Below are 19,928 nucleotides of genomic sequence, written 5' to 3' on the forward strand. Positions count from 1 at the left end.
ATGGCCTGGCTCTGGCTGGTCGCCGGCGGGCTGTTCGAGGTGGGCTTCACCACCTGTCTGCGCAACGTCGAGGGCTTCCGGCACATCGGCTGGACGCTCGGCTTCCTCGTCGCGGTGTCGCTGTCGATGCTGCTGCTCGAATATGCGGCGCGGTCGATCCCGATGGGCACGGCCTATGCGGTGTGGACCGGGATCGGCGCGCTCGGCACCGTGCTGATCGGGATCGTCTGGTACGGCGAACCCGCGACGCCGCTGCGGCTGCTGCTGATCCTCGGCGCGGTGTCGTGCATCGCCGGGCTGAAGCTGCTCGGCGGGGCGCATTGAGCGCGGCATGGCGCTCGACCGCGGGCTGATCGACTGGGTGGCGGAGGCGCTGGCGCCGCTCGGCATCGTCACCCACCGGCGGATGATGGGCGGGGCGGCCTTGTACCTCGACGGGGTGATCTTCGCGCTGGTGACGCGCGACGGCGCGCTGTGGTTCAAGGCCGACGCGGTCAGCGACGCGGCATGGGACGCGGAAGGGTGCGAGCGCTTCCGCTACGCGCGCGCGGGGCGGACCGCGTCGATCAACTATCGCCGCGCGCCCGAGGCGGTCCACGACGACGCCGAGGCGATGCGCTCCTGGGCGCTGCTCGGGGTGGCGGCGGGGCGCCGCGCGGCTTGACTCGCCCGCGCCGCGCCGCTACCCGCGCCGCTTCGCAATCGCCCCCGCACCCCGGTGAAGCGGCGGGCCTGCGCTTTCCACCTCGTGGATCACGCGGCGCGATGACCGGGACCAACGTTGTACGCCATTGCTTAGGAACATCTGATGTCGAAGCGCAGCAGCGCCAAGTACAAGCTCGACCGTCGTCTCGGCGAGAACATCTGGGGCCGGCCGAAGAGCCCGGTCAACAAGCGCGAGTACGGCCCGGGCCAGCACGGCCAGCGCCGCAAGGGCAAGATGTCGGACTTCGGCATCCAGCTGCGCGCCAAGCAGAAGCTCAAGGGCTATTACGGCGACGTCACCGAGAAGCAGTTCCGCCACGCCTATGAGGAGGCGTCGCGCATGAAGGGCGACACCTCGCAGAACCTGATCGGCCTGCTCGAGCGCCGCCTCGACGCGATCGTTTATCGCGCCAAGTTCGCACCGACGATCTGGGCCGCGCGCCAGCTGGTCAGCCACGGCCACGTCCGCGTCAACGGCGTGAAGTGCAACGTCGCGTCGCGCCGCTGCAACGTCGGCGACGAGATCACGCTCGGCACCAAGGCGCAGGAGATGGCGCTGGTGCTCGAGGCGCAGCAGCTCGCCGAGCGCGAGGTGCCCGATTATGTCGCGCCCGACGGCGCCGCCAAGGTGAGCTTCATCCGCGTGCCGACGCTGGACGAGGTGCCCTATCCGGTGAAGATGGAGCCGAACCTGGTCGTCGAGTTCTACTCGCGCTGATCGGTTTCCGACGGTTGGTTTCAGGAGGGGGCGGCGCCGCGAGGCGCCGCCCTTCTTCGTTGCACGGATGCCGTCACTTCCCCGCGAAGGCGGCGCGAAGGAAGGCGTCGCTCTGGCGCAGCATCGCGGCGCGCGCGCGATCGTCGTCGAGCTGGTGGTCGAGCCCCTCGTACACCACCAGCGTCGACGCCTTGCCCGCGGCGTGGAGCCGCTTGTCCATCAACCGCGACTGGCCCACGCCGACATTGAGGTCGCGGTCGCCGTGGAACAGCAGCACCGGCGCCTTGAAGCGCTCGGCGTGGCGCGCGGGCGAGCCCTTGGTGACATTCTCGCCCGAGCCGATCTGCCGCTGCACCATGGCATGGTTGGTGAAGCCCTGTGCCTCCTGCTTGGTGCGGCCGAGATCGGTCACCGGCGCGATCGCCACCACCGCCCTGAACAGGTCGGGATCGACCACGTTGCTCTGCAACGCGGCATAGCCGCCGTAGGACCAGCCGACGATGCCGAGCTTGCCCGCGTCCGCGATGCCCTGCTTGACCAGCCAGCGCCCGGCGTCGCTGACGTCGCCGATCGCCAGCTCCCAGGAGCGGAAGCCGTTGTTGGCGAACCACGCGTCGCCATAGCCGGTCGAGCCGCGGAACTGCGGCTGCAGCACCGCATAGCCCGAGGCGGCGAAGAACTGGACGAGCCAGTCGAAGCCCCATTCGTCGCGATAGGCCGGCCCGCCGTGCGGCATCACGATCGCGGGCAGCCCCTTGCTCGCACCGCCGGGCGGCAGCGTGAGATAGGCGGGGATCATCGTGCCGTCCGCCGCGGGGAATTTCACCGCGGTCATCTGGCCCAGCGGTACGCCCTCCAGCTCGGGACGCGCGGACATCAGCGGGTCGAGCGTCCGCTTCGCCTTGGTGTAGAGATAATAGCTGCCCGGATCGACGTCGCTCCCGGCGAACACCAGCAGCCGGCTCTCGTCCGCGGTGGCGCCCACCAGGCCGATCAGCGGCGACTTGGGCAGCGCCTTGGCCAGCTTGGCGGCGAGCGTCTTGTATTCGGGGTCGAAATAATCGGTCTGCCGGCGATCCGTGACATAAGTGGCGCCGATCACGCGGCCGTGGCGCCCGATCCGCGCGATGCCACCGACATCGACCTCGGGGTTGCTCCACACCAGATCGGCCTTCATCGACCCGTCCAGCGCGACGGAATAGAGCGCGAGGCGCCCGTCGAGCCGTCGCGTCGCGAAGGTGACGTCGCGCGTGCCGTCGACCGCCAGCGGCTCGAACACGCTCGGCCCGTCCTGGCGCGCGAGGCTGAACGGCTTCCACTGCGGCTGACCGGTCGGCCGGTAGCTATAGACGGTCTCGCCCTTGAGCTCGCCGTCGTCGCGCTGCGGCATCGTCTGTCTGATGCGGATATTGCCCTGGCCGTCGGCGAGCCAGTCGACCGCGTCGGCGACCGGGCGCTCGATCAGCTGCGCCTTGCCCGTGTTGCTGTCGACCAGCTCGACCGCGAGGCCGTCGCGCGTGGAGGGCGCGATGTTCGAGCCCAGCTCGCCGCGCTCCGGGATGAAGTCGCGCTGCATCAACACCCAGCCGTCGCCCGCGCGCCAGTCGATCACGTCGCCGTCGAACTGGTTGAGCCGCAGCGCGCTGCCGCGGCTCTTGCGCCCGAGATAGAGCGGCTTGCCGCCGTTGGCATCGAAGGCGAACAAGCGCGAATAGCCGACCTGCTTGTCGTAATAGTCCGAGATGCCGCGGAACTTGCAGATCAGCCGCGCCGACGAGGCCCAGCCGCACAGCGACGGGGTCATTCGTTCGCCGTCGCCCAGATCGATCACGTCCTCGCGCCCGCGCGCCACGTCGATCAGCCGCACCGCGCTGCCGCGTCCGCTCGTCGCGCTGATGTACGCGATATGCGCGCCGTCGGGCGCGAGGCTGATCTGGCCGACATGCTCCCGCGCGCCGAACCGCGCCGCGAGATCCCTGGCCGCCTCGGTCACCGCCGGCGCCGCGGCGGCGGTCGCCGCGCCCTTGTCCGTCGGCGCGGCGAGCGCGGCATGGCCGGTCACCCCCGCGAGCAGCGCCGCGATCGCCGCACGCCTCCCCCTCTTCGTCATGATATTCCCCCATTTTCCCCGCGATAACTCTATCCGCCGCGCGGTCCGCCGCAAGCCCCGCGTGGACAGCGCTGACCCGGGTTGGCAGAAGGCGGCGATCGTCTCCCCGGAGTCCCCCATGCGTCTGCGTTCCGCTTCTCTCTCCCTGCTCGCTCTCACCGTCGCGACCGCCGCCGCGGCGCAGTCGGTCCCCACCGCGCCGATCGCCGAACAGACGCTCAAGGAGGTGACGAAAGAGTTATCCTCGGACGCCTATGAGGGCCGCGCGCCGGGCAGCGCGGGCGAGGAGAAGACCGTCGCCTATCTCGCCAAGCGCTTCGCCGCGGCGGGGCTCAAACCCGGCAACAAGGGCAGCTGGTATCAGGACGTGCCGCTGGTCGAGCTGACCGCGCGCAACGTCTCGCCGCTCGTCTTCAAGGGCGCGGGCGCGCCGCTCAGCCTCCAGTACGGGCCGCAGATGGTGGTGGGCAGCTACCGCGTCGCGCCGCGCGAGGAGGTGAAGGACAGCGACGTCGTCTTCGTCGGCTACGGCGTCAACGCGCCCGAGAAGGGCTGGAACGATTATGCCGGAGTCGACGTGCGCGGCAAGACCGTGCTGATCCTCGTCAACGATCCCGACTGGCGCACGCCGACGGTCGGCGGCACCTTCAACGGCCGCGCGATGACCTATTACGGCCGCTGGACCTACAAGTTCGAGGAAGCGGCGCGGCAGGGCGCCGCGGCCGCGCTGATCGTCCACCAGACCGAGCCCGCCGCCTATGGCTGGAACGTCGTCCAGTCGAGCTGGACCGGCGCGCAGCAGGTCGCCGACGCCGCCAACGGCCATGCCGACCAGAGCGCGGCGGTCGGCTGGATCCAGTACGACCAGGCCAAGGCGCTGTTCGCGCGCGAGAAGCTCGACTTCGACCAGCTCGCCGCCGCGGCCGCGCGCAAGGGCTTCCGCGCGGTGCCGCTCAAGGGGGTGACCGCCTCGGTCTCGTTCGACGAGACGGTGCGTAAGCACATGTCGCGCAACGTCGTCGGCGTGCTGCCGGGTAAGACCCGCCCGAACGATTACGTCCTCTACAGCGCGCACTGGGACCATCTCGGCCACTGCGAGGCGGCGCCCGACGGCGACGACATCTGCAACGGCGCGATCGACAATGCCAGCGGCACCGCCGCTTTGGTCGCGCTCGCCGAGGCCAATGTCAAGGTCGGGCCGGCGGCGCGCAGCCAGGTGTTCGTCGCGGTGACGGGTGAGGAATCGGGGCTGCTCGGCTCCGAATATTACGCCGCCAACCCGCTCTACCCGCTGGCGCGCACGGTCGGCGGGGTCAATATGGACGCGCTGTCGCTCGCCGGGCCGGCGAAGAACGTCGTGGTGGTCGGCAAGGGCAAGTCCGAGCTCGACGCGTACCTCGACGCGGCGCTCAAGGCGCAGGGGCGCTACGCCTCGGACGAGCCGACCCCGGAGAAGGGCTTCTACTATCGCTCGGACCATTTCAGCCTCGCCAAGCGCGGCGTGCCGATGATCTATTTCGACGCGGGCGACGATCTGGTCGCGGGCGGCAAGGCCGCGGGCGCCGCCGCGGCGAAGGATTACGAGGAGCACCGTTACCACGGCCCCAAGGACGAATATGACCCGAACTGGAACTGGGCGGGGACGGTGCACGACGTGCAGCTCTATTACTCGATCGGGCGCGCGCTGGCCGAGAACGACGCCTGGCCCAATTGGGTCGCGGGCGACGAGTTCCGCGCGATCCGCGACCGCAGCCGCGCCACCGCGCGCTGAACAGGAGTGACGACCGTGTCCCGTACCCCGCTGCCCGAATGGGCGCCGCACCAGGCGGTGTGGATCGGTTTCCCGAGCCATCCCGAGCTGTGGCAGGACGATCTCGACCAGGCGCGCGACGAGGTCGCCGCCTTCGCGCGCGCGGTCCATGCCGAGGGGCGCGGCGAGCAGGTGCTGCTCGTCGCCGCCGACGCGGAGGCCGCCGCGGCGGCGCGCACGCTCGCGCCCTTCGCCGAGGTGCTGGTCCAGCCCTTCGGCGACATCTGGCTGCGCGACACCGCGCCGATCGTCGACGGCGACGGGCGCGCGCGCGACTTCCAGTTCAACGGCTGGGGCGGCAAATACGACCTGCCGGGAGACGACGACATCGGCGCGCGGCTGGCACGCGCGCGCGGGATGATCGTGCTGCCGTGCGAGTGGGTGCTCGAGGGCGGCGCGATCGACGGCGACGGCACCGGGCTGGTCGTCACCACCGAGCAATGCCTGCTCAACCCCAATCGCAACCCGGCGCTGACCAGGGAGGCGGTGGAGCGCCGGCTCGCCGCGGACCTGGGCTATACGCGCGTGCTGTGGCTCGGCGACGGGCTGCTCAACGACCATACCGACGGCCATGTCGACAATCTCGCGCGCTTCGTCGGGCCGAACCGGCTGGCGCTGCCCGTGGGCGCGGAGAACGATCCGAATTGGCGCGTCTATCAGGACGCCGCCGCGCGCGCCCGCGCCGCCGGGGTCGAGGTGGTCGAGATCCCCTCCCCCGGCCGCGTGCTGCGCGACGAGGAGGTGGTGCCGGCGAGCTACATGAACTTCTACATCGGCAATGCCGCGGTGGTGGTGCCGGTCTATGGCACGCCGCAGGACGAGGCCGGCGTCGCCGCGGTGCGCGCGCTCTTCCCGGATCGCGAGGTGGTGGGCCTGCGCGCCGACGCGATCCTGACGGGAGGCGGCAGCTTCCACTGCATCTCGCAGCAGATCCCCGCCTGACAGGGTCGGGCGGCGGGGGAGGCGTCCGCTCCCCCGCCCGCCTCACGCCGCCTCCGCCGCCCCGGTCGTCCAGCCGAGATGCGGGATCGTGATCGAGCGCTTGCCCGCCATGTCGGTGCGCGTGACGAACAGGTCGCGGCTCTCGATATAGCCGATCAGCCGCTTCACCCGCCCGAGCGAACTCGTCCCATAGGTATGCGCGATCGCCTCGTCCGACGGGCACGGCTCGCCGTCGCGCGCTGCCTTGGCCACCAGCAGGAAGGCGCCGAGCATGTCGTCGGGCAGCCCCTGCGCCAGCGCCAGCGCGCTTGCCCATTCCTCGGCGTGCGGGGTGAAGATGCCCGCGCGCGCGCACGACAGCCGGCGGCTGAAGGCGGGGAGGTCGAGCGCCGGGCGCGCCACGCCCGTCATCCGGCAGCGCACCTGAAAGTCCTGGAACAGCACCGCGGCGGGTCGTCCCGCGCTCTCCGCGTCGGCGACGATCGCGCGCAGCACCTCGGCGTAGACCGCCTCGACCTCCTCCTCGGAGCGATCGGGCAGCGCGGGCGCGGGCACGCCCGGCGCGGGCGGCGCGGCGAGATCGGCGAGCAGCTCCTCGCTCGGCACGCGGCGCGGGCGCGGATCGAACGACAGCGGCAGCGACGGCGCCGCCTCGGGGGTGACGTCGAGCAGCGCCTGCACGTCGACGCTGTCCGCCTTGGGCAGCGGCACCAGCTTGGGGCTGCCGCTGCGCGCCTGCGTCTCCACCGCGCCGATCTTCACGGTGAGCGGGCGGCGCGACACCGCGGGGCCAAGCGCCAGGAAGGTGCCGCGCGCGAGGTCGCGGATCACGTCGGCCTGACGCCGCTCCATGCCCAGCAGGTCCGCCGCGCGCGCCATGTCGATATCGAGGAAGGTACGCCCCATCAGGAAGTTGCTCGCCTCGGCCGCGACGTTCTTGGCGAGCTTCGCCAGCCGCTGCGTCGCGATCACCCCGGCCAGCCCGCGCTTGCGCCCGCGGCACATCAGGTTGGTCATCGCCGAGAGCGAGGCGCGGCGCACGTCCTCGGCCACCTCGCCGCCGGTGGTGGGAGCGAACAGCTGCGCCTCGTCGACCACCACCAGAGCGGGATACCAATGCTCGCGCGGCGCGTCGAACAGAGCGCCGAGGAAGCCCGCGGCGCAGCGCATCTGGCCCTCCGCCTCGAGCCCCTCGAGGCTGAGCACGACGCTGGCGCGATGCTCGCGCAGCCGCGCGGCGATGCGCGCGATCTCGCGCTCGGCATAGTCCGCGCCCTCGATCACGACATGGCCGTAGCGCTCGGAGAGGGTGACGAAATCGCCCTCGGGATCGATCACCACCTGCTGCACCTGCCCGGCCGAGCCCTCGAGCAGGCGGCGCAGCAGGTGCGACTTGCCCGAGCCCGAATTGCCCTGGACGAGCAAGCGGGTGGCGAGCAGTTCCTCGAGATCCATTGTCACGGGCGCGCCCGACGTATCGGTGCCCATGTCCACGCTGACGGTCATTGGTATCGCCTGTGCCCGAAGGCGCGGAGTCGGGGCAAGCGCGATGATGCGGCACCAAGACGCGCGCGACAGCGCGCCCTCACTCCGCCTGGGGGGCACGTCTCCCGCCCCGGACGCCCCCCTCTTCGCGCCTTCGCGTCTTCGCGTGAGCATCGATCTTGTGTTCACGCGAAGACGCGAGGACGCGAAGGGGTCGCGCATGACGAACAGGGCATCGCCCCTCACGAGCCCTCTCTGCGCCTCCGCGCCTCCGCGCGAACCGATTAGCGCTCCGCCCGCGGCGCGCGTTCGGTTCGTGATGATCGCGCAGAGACGCGGAGACGCGGAGAAGGTGGTGTTGCCGCTGCGCGGCGGGGTGCGCCCCGGACTGGCATCGCGCGCCGCCGCGGGATAAAGGCTGGGGATTACCCGCTAGAGGCAGTCATGGCAGGCCATTCCAAATTCAAGAACATCATGCACCGCAAGGGTGCGCAGGATAAGAAGCGCTCGGGCATGTTCTCCAAGCTCAGCCGCGAGATCACCGTGGCGGCCAAGATGGGTCTGCCCGACCCCGACATGAACCCGCGGCTGCGCGCCGCGGTGAACGCCGCCAAGGCGCAGTCGATGCCCAAGGACAATATCCAGCGCGCGATCGACAAGGCGAGCAAGGGCGACACCGAGAATTACGAGGAGATCCGCTACGAGGGCTTCGGCCCCGGCGGCGTGTCGCTGATCATCGAGGCGCTGAGCGACAACCGCAACCGCACTGCCACCAACGTGCGCACCGCGGTGTCGAAGAACGGCGGCAACCTCGGCGCGAGCGGGTCGGTCAGCCACGCCTTCGACCGCGTCGGGCTGATCACCTATCCCGCGAGCGCGGGCGACGCCGAGAAGGTGTTCGAGGCCGCGCTGGAGGCGGGCGCCGAGGACGTCACCTCGAGCGACGAGGGCCATGAGATCTGGACCGCGGTGGCCGACCTGCACGAGGTCGCCAAGGCGCTGGAGCCCGTGCTGGGCGAGGCCGAGGGCGCCAAACTGGCGTGGCGCCCGCAGACGATGGTCGAGGTCGGCGAGGACGAGGCGGCGACCTTGTTCAAGCTGATCGACGCGCTCGACGACGATGACGACGTCCAGACCGTGTGGGGCAATTACGAGGTCTCCGACGCGGTGATGGAGAAGCTGGGTTGATCGCGATCCTCCCCGCCGCGGGGAGGAGCCGATGATCATCCTCGGGCTCGATCCGGGGCTGGGCACCACCGGCTGGGGCGTGATCCACGCCGACGGCAACCGGCTGCGCCACGTCGCCAACGGGCAGATCCGCACCGATCCGTCGATGCCGCTGCCGCGCCGGCTGTCCAACCTCCACGCCGCGCTGACCGACGTGATCCTCGCCGAGCGCCCCGATTCGGCCGCGGTGGAGGAGGTGCTCGGCAACACCAACGCCCAGTCGACGCTCAAGCTGGGGCAGGCGCGCGGCGTGGTGCTGCTCGCCGCGGCGGGGGCCGGGCTGGCGATCGGTGAATATCATCCCTCCACCGTGAAGAAGGCGGTGGTGGGCACCGGCGGCGCGGAGAAGCGCCAGATCCAGGCGATGATGGCGGTGCTGCTGCCCGGCGCCCGGCTCGCCGGCCCCGACGCCGCCGACGCGCTGGCGGTGGCGATCACCCACGCGCACCATCTCGCCAGCGCCGAGGGGATGCGCCGCCGCGCGCGCGTGACGGCCTAGCGGCTGAGTCCGCTGATCTGAACCGTCGGCGTGCTCCGGCGAACGCTCGCTAGGGTCGCCGCCGCTATCGCCTATGGCGCTGGCCTACCGCGTGCACGAGACCTCCGCGACACTGCGCGAACGCCGTCATCCCGGCCCAGCGCCGGGATCCATGGTGCCGCGAGAACAACGGCCTGGGCGCACGCGGCACGATGGATCCCGGGTCGAGCCCGGGATGACGAGGTCCTTCCTGAGAGCTTCCGCGTGCGCGGGCGCACGGGTAGGCGCGGCGGGATCAGAGTCGAGCGACAGGCCGCCGCCGTCGCTCAGTGTACCGCCACGGTCGCGCGCCAGGTCGTGATCGTATCCTCGTCCCCCATGGCGTCGGGCAGCGCGGCGTCGTGCTGCTCCAGCACCAGGCGGAAGCGCGCGCCGTCCCACGCATATTCCTGCCGCAGCGGCCCCGCCGCGCTCACCAGCCGGCGCCGCGCCGGGTCCCAGCCCGGCGCCCCCGCGACCGTGGCGAGATCGATCGTCGCGGCGACCGGCCTGCCCTTGGCGGGGAGCAGGTACAATGCGGCGAGCCCGCGCGCCGCGGCGCAGCCCGGCTCAAGCGCCAGCAGCGTATAGGCCGCGTCGAGTCGCCACGTCTGCGGCGCGACGCAATCGGCGGCGTCGCGCCCCAACAGCTTGCGCGCGTCCTTGGCGGTGAAGCGGCGCGGCTTCGCGCCGGTCACCTCGGGCTGGTCGACCACCGGCAGCGCGGGGACCGGCGGGATCGGCGCGACGGCGGCGGCGCGCGCACCGCGGGCGGGGGTGGCGAGCGCAGTGGCGCTGCCCTCGCGCCACTGCGCCGCGTCGAACGCGCGCACCGTCGCGCCCAGCCCGCTCAGCGACGCGCCCGCGAGCACGCGGCGGTGTGACGCGACCAGCGTCACGCGCCGCCCGCGCAGCAGCGCCGCGGCGATCTTGCCCTCGAACGGCAGCGCCAGCCCGCCGCCCGCGCCGGGCGCGATCAGTTGGGCGATCGCGCGGCCGTCGACCGCGAGCGTCACCCGGCTCCCCGCCGCGACGCTGAGCGGCAGCGACACGTCGAGCCGCGCCGCCGCCTCGGCCGCGCCGTCGCGACGCAGCACCAGCCGCAGCCGCGGCTCCGCGCCGCCGCTGCCGCGCGCGAGCGCATGACAGGCGCGCTGGTTGTCGCAGCCGATGATCCAGTCGCCGTGCGTGGCGAGCGCGGCCGGCGCTGCCGACAGCAGCAAGGCCGTGAGGAGAGACGCCATCCAACACCTCCGATCCCGCGACGGGCGCGGGGCGCCGGGATTAGAGCGCCGATCGGTTAACAAACCGTTGATAATGATTGTGAATTTTCGTCAGCGATCCCGCATGTCGCGGGGTGGGAGGCGAGCGATCGGCCTCGCCGGGCGACGCCGGGGCGGGCGCCGCCCGGGCCTTCCGCGCCGGTCCGGACGCCGGACGATCGCGGCCGGACGCGCCGGCTCGCTTCACCTCCCCGCCCCGTCCCGCTAGAGCGCTGCCATGAGCGTGACGGCGGCCGGGCCATCGTCGCCGAGGACAGCGCGCCACGCGCCACAGGAGACGGACATGGACAGGATCGGCGTGATCGGCGCGGGGCAGATGGGAGCGGGGATCGCGCAGGTCGCCGCGGCGGCGGGGGCGCAGGTGCTGCTCGCCGACGTCGACCAGGCGCGCGCCGCGGCGGGACGCGACGGCATCGCCAAGCGGCTCGACCGCGACGTCGCCAAGGAGAAGATCGAGGCCGCCACACGCGACGCGACGCTCGCGCGGATCGAGCCGGTCGCGGGCTATGACGCGATGGCGGACTGCGCGCTGGTGATCGAGGCCGCGACCGAGCGCGAGGAGATCAAGCGCGCGATCTTCGCGGGGGTGGGCACGCTGCTCGGCGACGAGGCGATCCTGGCGACCAACACCTCCTCGATCCCGATCACCCGGCTGGCGCAGGCGGCGCCCGACCCGGCGCGCTTCATCGGCGTGCATTTCTTCAATCCCGTCCCCGTGATGGGGCTGATCGAGGTGATCCGCGGACTCGCCACCGCCGACGCCACCGTCGCCGCGATCGAGCGCTTCGCCGCGCGGCTGGGCAAGCGCGTGGTCCATGCCAATGACGCGCCCGGCTTCATCGTCAATCGCGTGCTGATGCCGTACATCAACGAGGCGGTGTTCGCGCTGGGCGAAAGCGTCGCGACCATCCCCGACATCGACGCGGCCTGCCAGCTCGGGCTCAATCATCCGATGGGCCCGCTGACGCTGGCCGATTTCATCGGGCTGGACACCTGTCTGGAGATCACGCGCGTGCTGTTCGAGGGCACCGGCGATCCCAAGTTCCGCCCCGCCCCGCTGCTGGTGAAATATGTCGAGGCGGGCTGGTATGGTCGGAAGACCAGGCGCGGCTTCTACGATTATTCGGGTGAGACGCCGGTGCCGACGCGCTGAGCGGGCCGCGCGCGGGACGAGACCGTCGCGGCACCGTCGCCGCGACCGCGCGCCGGACCGTTCAGCCGCCCCCGGTCACGCACGCGGCGCCGGTCACCCCCGGGTCATTTGCCCGCGAGCGCGGCGTTGATCGCGTCGGCGGGGCGCGACAGCACGCCGTACACGCCCTGTGCCGCGATCACCGCCAGCGTGATCCCCGCCGCCGCGATCATCAGGAACTGGAACGCCGAGGCGAAGGCGCGCGAGCGCTCCACCTTGCGCGCGAGCTGCGCCTCCTGCGTCAGCCGGCGCTCGGCGCGGCGCTCGCCCGCGTCGTCGGTCTTCTGCGGCGGGCGGCTGGCGAGCCGCGGCTCGTCGACCAGCGCCTTCACCGACAGCCGGTCCTGCGACTTGACGCCGAAGAAGCGCCCCTTGGCCCATTGCACCCGACCGACGATCACGATCGTGCCACGGCGAATCTCGACATAGCTGCCCGTGGTGGGCGGCTCGTCGCAGCCGCCCATCAGCCCGCGCGAGGAGACGTTGTGGATCACGACATCGACCCACTTCGCCCCCAGCCGCATCCGCGACGGGATCAGGACCGTGATCCGCTCCTCGCGCGGGCGAAAGCCAGATTGTAGCGCCGCGAGCACCGTCGTCGCATTCCCTCATCGCTGAACTCGCCGGCGGCTATGCCACCCACGTCGCGAAGAAGGCGTTAACGTGACAGCGATCGTGACCCACTTCGGCGATCAGAGCATCCCGAGCGCCTGCATATAGACCTCGAGGATCGACTGCTCCTCCTGATATTCCTCGCGCTTCTGCTTGCGGATCTTCATGATCTGGCGGATCGCCTTGGCGTCGTAACCGCGGCTCTTGGCCTCGGCGAAGACGTCCTTGATGTCGTCGGCGATGCCCTTCTTCTCTTCCTCCAGGCGCTCGGCGCGCTCGATCAGCAGCCGCAGCTCGTCCGCCGCGACCGCGCCGCCGCCCATGCCTTCGCCACGCTCTTCCGCCATGTCGCTATATTCCTCGAAAAGATGACGCCGCCCGCGGGCGCAGGCGAATCGCACTGCGGCGGACGGCGAGGTTCGACCCTGATCGGGTGAGGGGGCGCGTCTATCCGCGCGCGCGCGCCGGCTCAAGTGTGGCGGTGAGGACGCAGTGAGCCGGCGGCGCGGCGGCCACGCCGTCCCCACTCACTCCGCCTTGGCCACCACCCCGCGATGCATCACGAACGCGACCTTCTCGAGCCGCCGCACGTCCGCCAGCGGCGAGCCCGCGACCGCGATCAGGTCGGCGCGCTTGCCCGGCGCGATCACCCCGAGGTCGTCGCGCCCGAGCAGCTCGGCCGCGGCCACCGTGGCGCTGCGGATCGCCTGTGCCGGGGTCATGCCCAGATCGACCAGATGCGCGAATTCGGTGGCGTTGTCGCCGTGGCGCGACACGCCGCTGTCGGTGCCGAAGGCGAACTTGACCCCCGCCGCCCAGGCCTTCCTGTGGCTGGCGTGGAGCGCCGCCGCGGCCGCCTCGGCCTTGGGGATGGCGGCGGGGGGCAGCGCACCCGCGCGCGCCTGCGCCAGCGCGGCGAGCGGCGCGATCTCGGTCGGCACCAGATAGGCGCCGCGCGCCTTGAACAGCCGGATCGCCTCGTCGTCGAGATAGCTGCCGTGCTCGATCGAATCGACCCCCGCCTCCAGCGCGGCCCTGGTGCCGTCCGCGGCATGGCTGTGCGCGGTCGCCTTGCGGCCGAGCGCGTGCGCGGTCTCGACGATCGCGCGCATCTCCTCGGGGGTCATCGCGCGCCCGAGGCCACCCGCGACGTTCGACAGCACGCCCCCGGTCGCGGCGAACTTGATCACCTGCGCGCCCAACCCGACCTGCGCGCGCACCGCGCGGCGGCAATCGTCGGGGCCGTCGCAGACGTTGATCTGGTGCGCGTGGACCGCGTCGGCCCATTCCTCCGCCAGTCCGTTGCCGCCGTCGCCGTGCCCGCCGGTCACCGAGATCATCGATCCCGCGTTGACGATCGTCGGCCCCGCGACGTCGCCGCGCTCCACCGCGTCACGCAGCGCGCGGATGCCGCGCGGGTCGCCGCCGAGGTCGCGCACCGTGGTGAAGCCCGCCTCCAGCGTGCGGCGCGCGTTGGTCACCGCGGTCATCAGATCGTCGGCCGAATCGGTGTTGAGCCGGGTCAACCGCTCGCGCAGCGGGTCGCCCCCGATGCCCCAGAGGTGGACGTGGAGATCGATCAGCCCCGGCAACACGAACCGCTGCGACAGGTCGACCAGCCGCGCGCCCGGCGGGGGCGCGACGAAGCCGTCGCGCAGCTCGGCGACCATGCCGTCGCGGACGATCACGGTGGTGGCGCCGCGCGGCGGCGCGCCGGGGCGGTCGAGCAGCTGGCCGGCGTGGACGTAGATCAGCGCGGGCGCCGCGGACGCGGCAGAAGCGGCGGGCGCGGGAGAAGGGGCGGACGCTGGCGCGGCCTGCTGCGCGGCACCCGCGGTGGAGAGCCCGAGCGCGAGTGTGACGGCGAGTGTTCTCAGCATGTTGCCCCTTTCGTTGGAGCGCGAGGCTAGACCGGCGGCGCGCGCGCGTCACGATCTTCCCCGCGGACGGGGCGCTGAAGTGAGGTGAGGTGAGGTGAGGTGAGGTGAGGTGAGGCGAGGTGAGGCGAGGTGAGGCGAGGTGAGGTGAGGCGAGGTGAGGCGAGGTGAGGTGAGGTGAGACCCGGGTCCTCCCCCTCGTCATCCCGGGCTCGACCCGGGATCCATCCCGCCGCGAGAGCAACGCCGGCGGCAGCACGCGCGGCACCATGGATCCCGGGTCAAGCCCGGGATGACGGGTCGGGTGACGTGTGCGCGCGACAAGGGAGATGTCGGGTGTGCCCCCCCCTCCCCCACCCTCACGCGTTGCGCGCGACGCTCTCCTTCATCCGCGCGAGCTGCTCGGGGCTGGCCTCCTGCTGGTGGCGCTCCTTCCACGCGGCATAGGGCATGCCGTAGATTGCCTCGCGCGCGGCGTCCTTGGGCAGCCCGCCGGATTCGCTGACCCAATCTGACAGGCAGTTGCGGCAGAAGCCCGCCAATCCCATCAGGTCGACGTTCTGCGCGTCGGTGCGGTGGCGCAGGTGGCGGACGAGCCGGCGGAACGCCGCCGCGGCGGTCGCGTCGTCGAGCGTGTCGAGGGGGTCGCGCTGATCCATCTGCATCTCCGGATTTGATCCCGGCGCGTTAGTCGCTAAGGCGTCCGCGGCAAAGCAGGAAGGCGCATGACCCTTACACCAGAAACGATCGCCCCGCGCTCGCGCAAGGTCCGCGTGCTCGCCACCCTGGGCCCGGCGAGCGACACGCCCGAGATGATCGCCACGCTGTTCCAGGCGGGGGCGGACGCGTTCCGCATCAACATGAGCCACGGCGACCAGGCCTCCAAGGCGGAGATCATCCGATCGATCCGCGCGCTGGAGCAGACGTTCAACCGGCCCTCGACGATCCTGGCGGATCTCCAGGGGCCGAAGCTGCGCGTCGGCAAGTTCGCGGGCGAACGCGTGATGCTGGAGCATGGCAGCAGCTTCACGCTCGACCATGACCCGACGCCGGGCGACGTGACGCGCGTGCGGCTGCCGCACCGCGAGATCTTCGCCGCGATCGAGCCGGGCGCGCGGCTGCTGCTCGACGACGGCAAATTGGTGCTGCGCGTCACCGATCACGATGAGAACCGGATCGTCACCACGGTCGAGATCGGCGGCGCGCTGAGCGACAACAAGGGCCTCAACGTCCCCGACGTGGTGGTGCCGATGGCGGCGCTGACCGAGAAGGACCGTTCCGACCTGTCGTTCGCGCTGGAACAGGGGGTCGACTGGATCGCGCTCTCGTTCGTCCAGCGCCCCGAGGACCTCGCCGAGGCGCGCAAGCTGATCCAGGGCCAGGCCGCGCTGCTCGCCAAGATCGAGAAGCCCGCCGCGATCGAGCGGCTCGAGGAGATCGTCGAGATGTGCGACGGCGTCATGGTCGCGCGCGGCGACCTCGGCGTCGAGCTGCCGCCGCAGTCGGTGCCGCCCTTGCAGAAGCGCATCGTCGAGACCGCGCGGCGCATGGGCCGCCCGGTGGTGGTGGCGACGCAGATGCTCGAATCGATGATCAAGAGCCCGTCGCCGACGCGCGCCGAGGTCTCCGACGTCGCCACCGCGATCTATGACGGCGCCGACGCGATCATGCTCTCGGCCGAGAGCGCGGCGGGCGACTGGCCGGTCGAATCGGTCGCGATGATGAACGCGATCGGCGACGCGGTGGAGCGCGACCCGATGCACGGCGATCGCATCCACTTCACCGTGACCCGGCCCGATCCCACCACCGCGGACGCGCTGGCCGAAGCGGCGAAGAACATCGCCGCCACGGTCTCGGCGGCGGCGATCATCTGCTTCACCAGCTCGGGTTCGACCGCGCGGCGGATCGCGCGCGAGCGTCCGTCGGTGCCGATCCTCGTGCTCACCCCCAATCGCGAGACCGCGCGGCGGCTCGGGCTGTTGTGGGGCACGCACAATGTCGTCACGCGCGACGTCGAATCGTTCGAGGAGATGGTGGCCAAGGCGAAGCGGATCGCGCTGCGCCAGGGGCTGGCGCAGGCGGGCGACCGCGTGATCGTGATGGCGGGCGTGCCGTTCCGTACGCCCGGCTCGACCAACGTGCTCCATGTCGTGCGGATCATCGGCGACGAGTTGAAGGAGTACCGCTCCGGCGGCGAATGATCGCGGGCCGGTCCGCGCCGATCCGGTGCGGACCGTCCAACGACGGTAGTTTCATCCAATAGTATAACAGCGTGCTCACGCATGAAGCGCGCGAAACGGGGCGGGGAAAAGCAAGGATGTTTCGGGATGCCACGCCGACGCGCGTGCGCGACGAGCTGGCGCGTGCGCGCCGCACCGCGGCGATGGTGACCGATCCAATCTCGGTGGGATCGCTGCGCCGCTATATCGGCGAGCTGGAAGGCGAGCTGCACCGCCGCGGGGCGCTCTAGGCTGAAGGTCCTCCCCGCGGGCGGGGAGGATCTCCGCCCTCACAGCCCGTCGATCATCTCCGCGACCACCTCCAGGCACGACACGCCCAGCGCGCGGCTGCGCTCGGGGCTCCAGCCGAACGCCGCGTCGGGGTTGGGGTCGTGGTCCTTGAACGGCATCTCCAGCGTCACCGACACCGCGCCGAAGCGCTCGGCGAGCTGGTTGGTCGACATCGACAGATTGGCCTTGCCCGGCGCCGAGCGCTCATAGCCCAGCTCGGTCTGGAAATCGCGGCTGTGCGCCGCCAGCCGCCGGCCGAAATCGTAGAATTTGGCGCCATGCGCGTCGGTCCAGGAGGGAATGCCCTCGAAGCCGGCGATGAAGTTCGCCGGGATCGCCTCGTCGCCGTGGACGTCCATCGCGAAGGTGACGCCGGTGCGGTCCATCTCGCGCAGCACGCACAGCACCTCGGGACTGCGCTCGGCGCTGGGCGCGTGCCACTCGCGGTTGAGATTCACCCCCGCCGCATTGGTGCGCAGATGGCCGCGGCGCGTGCCGTCGGGGTTCATGTTGGGCACGACATGCACCGTCGCCGCCGCCAGCAGCGGCGCGGCGGCGGCGCTGGTGAGCCAGTCGAGCGCGCCCTCCATCCAGAATTCGGTCATCGACTCGCCAGGGTGCTGGCGGCCGTACAGCCACACCTGCTTGGCGCCGCTGCCGACGCGGAAGTAATCGATCGCCTGGCCGTCGAGCGTCTGGCCCAGCTCGCGGTGCGTCACGCCCGGTCGCGCCGCGATCCGCGCCACCAGTCGCGCGTGCATCTCCATCGTGAAGGGCGCGAAATAGGCGAACCAGGCGAGGTCGCCGGTGCCGGTCCAGTCGAAGTGGAGCACGCCGCCGTCATAGCGCGTGTCGATCATCCGCCACGCCGCCAGATCGGTCGAGGCACGGGTGCGATAGCCCGGCCAGCCGAACGGATAGGCCGATTGCGCGGCATTGACGATGCGGAAGGTCACCCGCCGGCCGCGCAGCCCGGCGGCACGGAAGTAGAACCATTGGTAGAAATCGGACTGATGGTCGCGCACGATCTCGAGATCGCAGGTCCAGTCGTCGCCCTCGCCGCTGAGCTCGACCAGGCGGATGTTGCCGCCGTCGAAGGCGGCGTTGATCTGTAGCGTCATTTCACCTCGACCGTGCGCCCGGACTCGCCGGGGAAATCCTTGAACAGGGCGGCGGCGAGACGGGCCGCCACCGCATTGGCATCGGCGTCGGGCGCGCTGGTGTCGGTGAGCGACTGCGCCTGCCCTTCCCAGATCGCGTCGGGGCCGCGGCGCAGCCGCACCGCCAGCTCGGTCACCACGCCGGTGCGCTCGCGCGCGCCGCCGAGCGGGAAGCTGATCCCGCCGCCGACCCCGCTGCCGCCGCGCCATCCGCCCGAATAGCCGCCGCCGCCCAGCCCGATCTGCACCGGCGAGCGGCGCGGCGGCAGCGGGCGGTCGGTGCGGGTGAAGCCGACCGTGGCGATATAGCGTGCGGTGGTACCGGGCGCGGGGCTGGTGAAGCCGTTGCGCAACAGCTCGGCCTCCACCGCGGCGGCATAGGTCTTGTACTCGAGGCTGGGCGAGCCCGCACCCTGCAGCGGCTCGACGCTGACGGTGCCGCGCTCGGCCACCGCGTCATAGTGGAAGCGCGTCGCCTCGACCGGGAAGCGCTGCGGCCCGGTGGCGCAGGCCGCCAGCGGCGCGGCGGCGAGAAGGACGAGGACGACACGACGCATGACACATCCTTCGCGGAAACGATCGTTGCGCCATAGCAACGCCGCAGCGCGTCGCAAGCTCCGCGGGGCGGAGGGGGCGAGGATCGCCGGGGTGAGAAGGATGCGGTGGCCCACGGCTCTCCCCCCAACCGTTCGGCTCGAGTAGCGATCGAGCGTGTCGAGAGCGCGCCACCTGCGGCCACTCCTCGATACGCCGTCTCGACAAGCTCGACGGCCACTCGAAGCGAACGGGACAAAGGGCGCGCGACCGCTACCCCCATCCGCCACTCCCCCCGACTCAGGTTGACTTTCCACCCCCTGCTCTCTAGGCGGCGCGCTTTCTCATTCTCTCGATAGAAGCGCCACCGCCATGAAGATCCGCAACAGCCTCAAGTCGCTCAAGGACCGCCACCGCGACAATCGCGTGATCCGTCGTCGCGGCCGCACCTACGTCATCAACAAGACCAACCGCCGCTTCAAGGCGCGCCAGGGCTGAGCCCTGACGTGACGTCGGCGGCCAGCGCCCCGACGTCGGTGATCTTCGACGTCGGTCACGTTCTCTACGACTGGGACCCGCGCGCGCTGTACGGGCGCCTGTTCGACGACGAACGGGCGCTCGACTCGTTCCTGGGCACGGTCGCCACGCGCGAGTGGCATTTCCAGCACGACGCCGGCCGGCCTTTCGCCGAGACCAGCGCGGAGCTGACCGCCAGCTATCCCGAACATGCCGCGATGATCGCGCTGTGGGGGCCGCGCTTCGGCGAGCAGATCCCCGGGCCGATCGCGGGCATGCCCGCGCTGGTCGAAGCGCTCGACGCGCGGGGCGTGCCGTTGTTCGCGATCACCAATTTCTCGGGCGAGTTCTTCGCGCCGTTCCGCGCGCGCGAGACGGCGCTGTTCGACCGCTTCCGCGACATCGTCGTCTCGGGCGACGAGCGCGTGGTCAAGCCCGACCCGGCGATCTTCCGGCTCGCGCTGCGCCGCTTCGGACTCACCGCCGATCAGGCCTTCTTCGTCGACGACAATGAAGCGAACGTCGCCGCCGCGCGCGCACTCGGCATCCGCTCGCACCTGTTCGCCGGCGCCGACGCGCTGCGCGCCGAGCTGATCGCGCTCGGCCTGCTGGACGGGGTGCGGGAGCCGGTCGCGACCGACTGACCATCGCCTCGCAGGGTAGCCCGGTGAAAATCTCTCCGTCATCCCGGGCTCGACCCGGGATCCATGGTGCCGCAGGCGCGCCAGCC

At 71.3% G+C, this 19,928-nt stretch carries 21 protein-coding genes; 12 read left to right on the plus strand and 9 right to left on the minus strand.

The genetic code is table 11. The features are described 5' to 3' along the window. The 3 genes from EV292_RS12085 to rpsD all read left to right on the plus strand — a co-directional run bounded on the left by EV292_RS12085 (position 1) and on the right by rpsD (position 1,423). Complete coding sequence (locus EV292_RS12085; RefSeq protein WP_132909482.1) at positions 1 to 324, plus strand: multidrug efflux SMR transporter; 324 nt, start codon at positions 1 to 3, stop codon at positions 322 to 324. A gap of 7 nt (positions 325 to 331) precedes the next feature. Beyond that, positions 332 to 664 (plus strand): TfoX/Sxy family protein, encoded by a 333-nt coding sequence (locus tag EV292_RS12090; RefSeq protein WP_132909483.1) that lies wholly within the window; start codon positions 332 to 334, stop codon positions 662 to 664. Between the two features lie 144 nt (positions 665 to 808). After that, a complete protein-coding gene (gene rpsD, locus EV292_RS12095; RefSeq protein ID WP_132909484.1) occupies positions 809 to 1,423 on the plus strand; it encodes a 30S ribosomal protein S4 in 615 nt (204 codons plus the stop codon). A 73-nt stretch (positions 1,424 to 1,496) separates the two neighbouring features. On the opposite strand, the gene EV292_RS12100 is transcribed toward rpsD, so the two are convergent. Beyond that, complete coding sequence (locus tag EV292_RS12100) at positions 1,497 to 3,533, minus strand: alpha/beta fold hydrolase (protein WP_132909485.1); 2,037 nt, start codon at positions 3,531 to 3,533, stop codon at positions 1,497 to 1,499. A gap of 118 nt (positions 3,534 to 3,651) precedes the next feature. On the opposite strand from EV292_RS12100, the gene EV292_RS12105 reads away from it, so the two are divergent. Both EV292_RS12105 and EV292_RS12110 read left to right on the plus strand, forming a co-directional pair. After that, entirely contained in the window at positions 3,652 to 5,304 is a 1,653-nt protein-coding gene (locus EV292_RS12105) for a M28 family peptidase (RefSeq protein ID WP_132909486.1), read from the plus strand. A gap of 15 nt (positions 5,305 to 5,319) precedes the next feature. After that, a complete protein-coding gene (locus EV292_RS12110) occupies positions 5,320 to 6,285 on the plus strand; it encodes an agmatine deiminase family protein (RefSeq protein WP_207913415.1) in 966 nt (321 codons plus the stop codon). A 42-nt stretch (positions 6,286 to 6,327) separates the two neighbouring features. Here EV292_RS12110 and EV292_RS12115 read toward each other — a convergent pair whose 3' ends face one another. Further along, on the minus strand, positions 6,328 to 7,791 hold the full coding sequence (locus EV292_RS12115; RefSeq protein ID WP_132909488.1) for an ATP-binding protein: 1,464 nt from the start codon (positions 7,789 to 7,791) through the stop codon (positions 6,328 to 6,330). Between the two features lie 423 nt (positions 7,792 to 8,214). On the opposite strand from EV292_RS12115, the gene EV292_RS12120 reads away from it, so the two are divergent. Both EV292_RS12120 and ruvC read left to right on the plus strand, forming a co-directional pair. Continuing rightward, entirely contained in the window at positions 8,215 to 8,958 is a 744-nt protein-coding gene (locus tag EV292_RS12120) for a YebC/PmpR family DNA-binding transcriptional regulator (RefSeq protein ID WP_132909489.1), read from the plus strand. A gap of 31 nt (positions 8,959 to 8,989) precedes the next feature. Next, the gene (ruvC, locus tag EV292_RS12125) at positions 8,990 to 9,496 is read left to right on the plus strand and encodes a crossover junction endodeoxyribonuclease RuvC (RefSeq protein ID WP_132909490.1); all 507 of its coding nucleotides are present in this window, start codon (positions 8,990 to 8,992) and stop codon (positions 9,494 to 9,496) included. Between the two features lie 305 nt (positions 9,497 to 9,801). Here ruvC and EV292_RS12130 read toward each other — a convergent pair whose 3' ends face one another. Next, complete coding sequence (locus EV292_RS12130; RefSeq protein ID WP_132909491.1) at positions 9,802 to 10,758, minus strand: DUF1176 domain-containing protein; 957 nt, start codon at positions 10,756 to 10,758, stop codon at positions 9,802 to 9,804. Between the two features lie 322 nt (positions 10,759 to 11,080). Between EV292_RS12130 and EV292_RS12135 the strand changes: the two genes are divergently transcribed. After that, positions 11,081 to 11,950: a 3-hydroxyacyl-CoA dehydrogenase NAD-binding domain-containing protein gene (locus EV292_RS12135; RefSeq protein WP_132909492.1), complete on the plus strand. Its 870-nt coding sequence runs from the start codon at positions 11,081 to 11,083 to the stop codon at positions 11,948 to 11,950. A 104-nt stretch (positions 11,951 to 12,054) separates the two neighbouring features. Here the strand turns inward: EV292_RS12135 and EV292_RS12140 are convergent, their stop codons facing one another. From EV292_RS12140 to EV292_RS12155, 4 genes are all read right to left on the minus strand, one after another. Continuing rightward, positions 12,055 to 12,582 (minus strand): PilZ domain-containing protein, encoded by a 528-nt coding sequence (locus EV292_RS12140; protein ID WP_132909493.1) that lies wholly within the window; start codon positions 12,580 to 12,582, stop codon positions 12,055 to 12,057. A gap of 99 nt (positions 12,583 to 12,681) precedes the next feature. Continuing rightward, a complete protein-coding gene (locus EV292_RS12145; protein WP_132909494.1) occupies positions 12,682 to 12,948 on the minus strand; it encodes a DUF2312 domain-containing protein in 267 nt (88 codons plus the stop codon). Positions 12,949 to 13,128: 180 nt separating this feature from the next. Beyond that, positions 13,129 to 14,481, minus strand: a complete 1,353-nt coding sequence (locus EV292_RS12150; RefSeq protein ID WP_132909495.1) for an amidohydrolase family protein — start codon at positions 14,479 to 14,481, stop codon at positions 13,129 to 13,131. Between the two features lie 356 nt (positions 14,482 to 14,837). Then, on the minus strand, positions 14,838 to 15,143 hold the full coding sequence (locus EV292_RS12155; protein WP_132909496.1) for a DUF1244 domain-containing protein: 306 nt from the start codon (positions 15,141 to 15,143) through the stop codon (positions 14,838 to 14,840). 60 nt (positions 15,144 to 15,203) lie between these two features. On the opposite strand from EV292_RS12155, the gene pyk reads away from it, so the two are divergent. Continuing rightward, positions 15,204 to 16,679: a pyruvate kinase gene (pyk, locus tag EV292_RS12160; protein WP_132909497.1), complete on the plus strand. Its 1,476-nt coding sequence runs from the start codon at positions 15,204 to 15,206 to the stop codon at positions 16,677 to 16,679. Positions 16,680 to 16,795: 116 nt separating this feature from the next. After that, positions 16,796 to 16,948 (plus strand): hypothetical protein, encoded by a 153-nt coding sequence (locus EV292_RS22635; protein WP_165927091.1) that lies wholly within the window; start codon positions 16,796 to 16,798, stop codon positions 16,946 to 16,948. Positions 16,949 to 16,987: 39 nt separating this feature from the next. Here the strand turns inward: EV292_RS22635 and EV292_RS12165 are convergent, their stop codons facing one another. Continuing rightward, positions 16,988 to 18,109, minus strand: a complete 1,122-nt coding sequence (locus tag EV292_RS12165; protein WP_132909498.1) for a M14-type cytosolic carboxypeptidase — start codon at positions 18,107 to 18,109, stop codon at positions 16,988 to 16,990. After that, positions 18,106 to 18,705, minus strand: coding sequence for a DUF4136 domain-containing protein (locus tag EV292_RS12170; protein ID WP_132909499.1), 600 nt, complete (start codon positions 18,703 to 18,705; stop codon positions 18,106 to 18,108). Before EV292_RS12170 ends, EV292_RS12165 begins: the two co-directional genes overlap by 4 nt. A gap of 349 nt (positions 18,706 to 19,054) precedes the next feature. Between EV292_RS12170 and ykgO the strand changes: the two genes are divergently transcribed. Beyond that, positions 19,055 to 19,180, plus strand: coding sequence for a type B 50S ribosomal protein L36 (ykgO, locus tag EV292_RS12175; RefSeq protein ID WP_003046794.1), 126 nt, complete (start codon positions 19,055 to 19,057; stop codon positions 19,178 to 19,180). A gap of 8 nt (positions 19,181 to 19,188) precedes the next feature. Beyond that, positions 19,189 to 19,842 (plus strand): HAD family phosphatase, encoded by a 654-nt coding sequence (locus EV292_RS12180; protein WP_207913416.1) that lies wholly within the window; start codon positions 19,189 to 19,191, stop codon positions 19,840 to 19,842. Positions 19,843 to 19,928: the final 86 nt, after the last annotated feature.

Source organism: Sphingomonas sp. BK235 (genome assembly GCF_004345855.1).
Taxonomy (GTDB): Bacteria; Pseudomonadota; Alphaproteobacteria; order Sphingomonadales; family Sphingomonadaceae; genus Sphingomonas.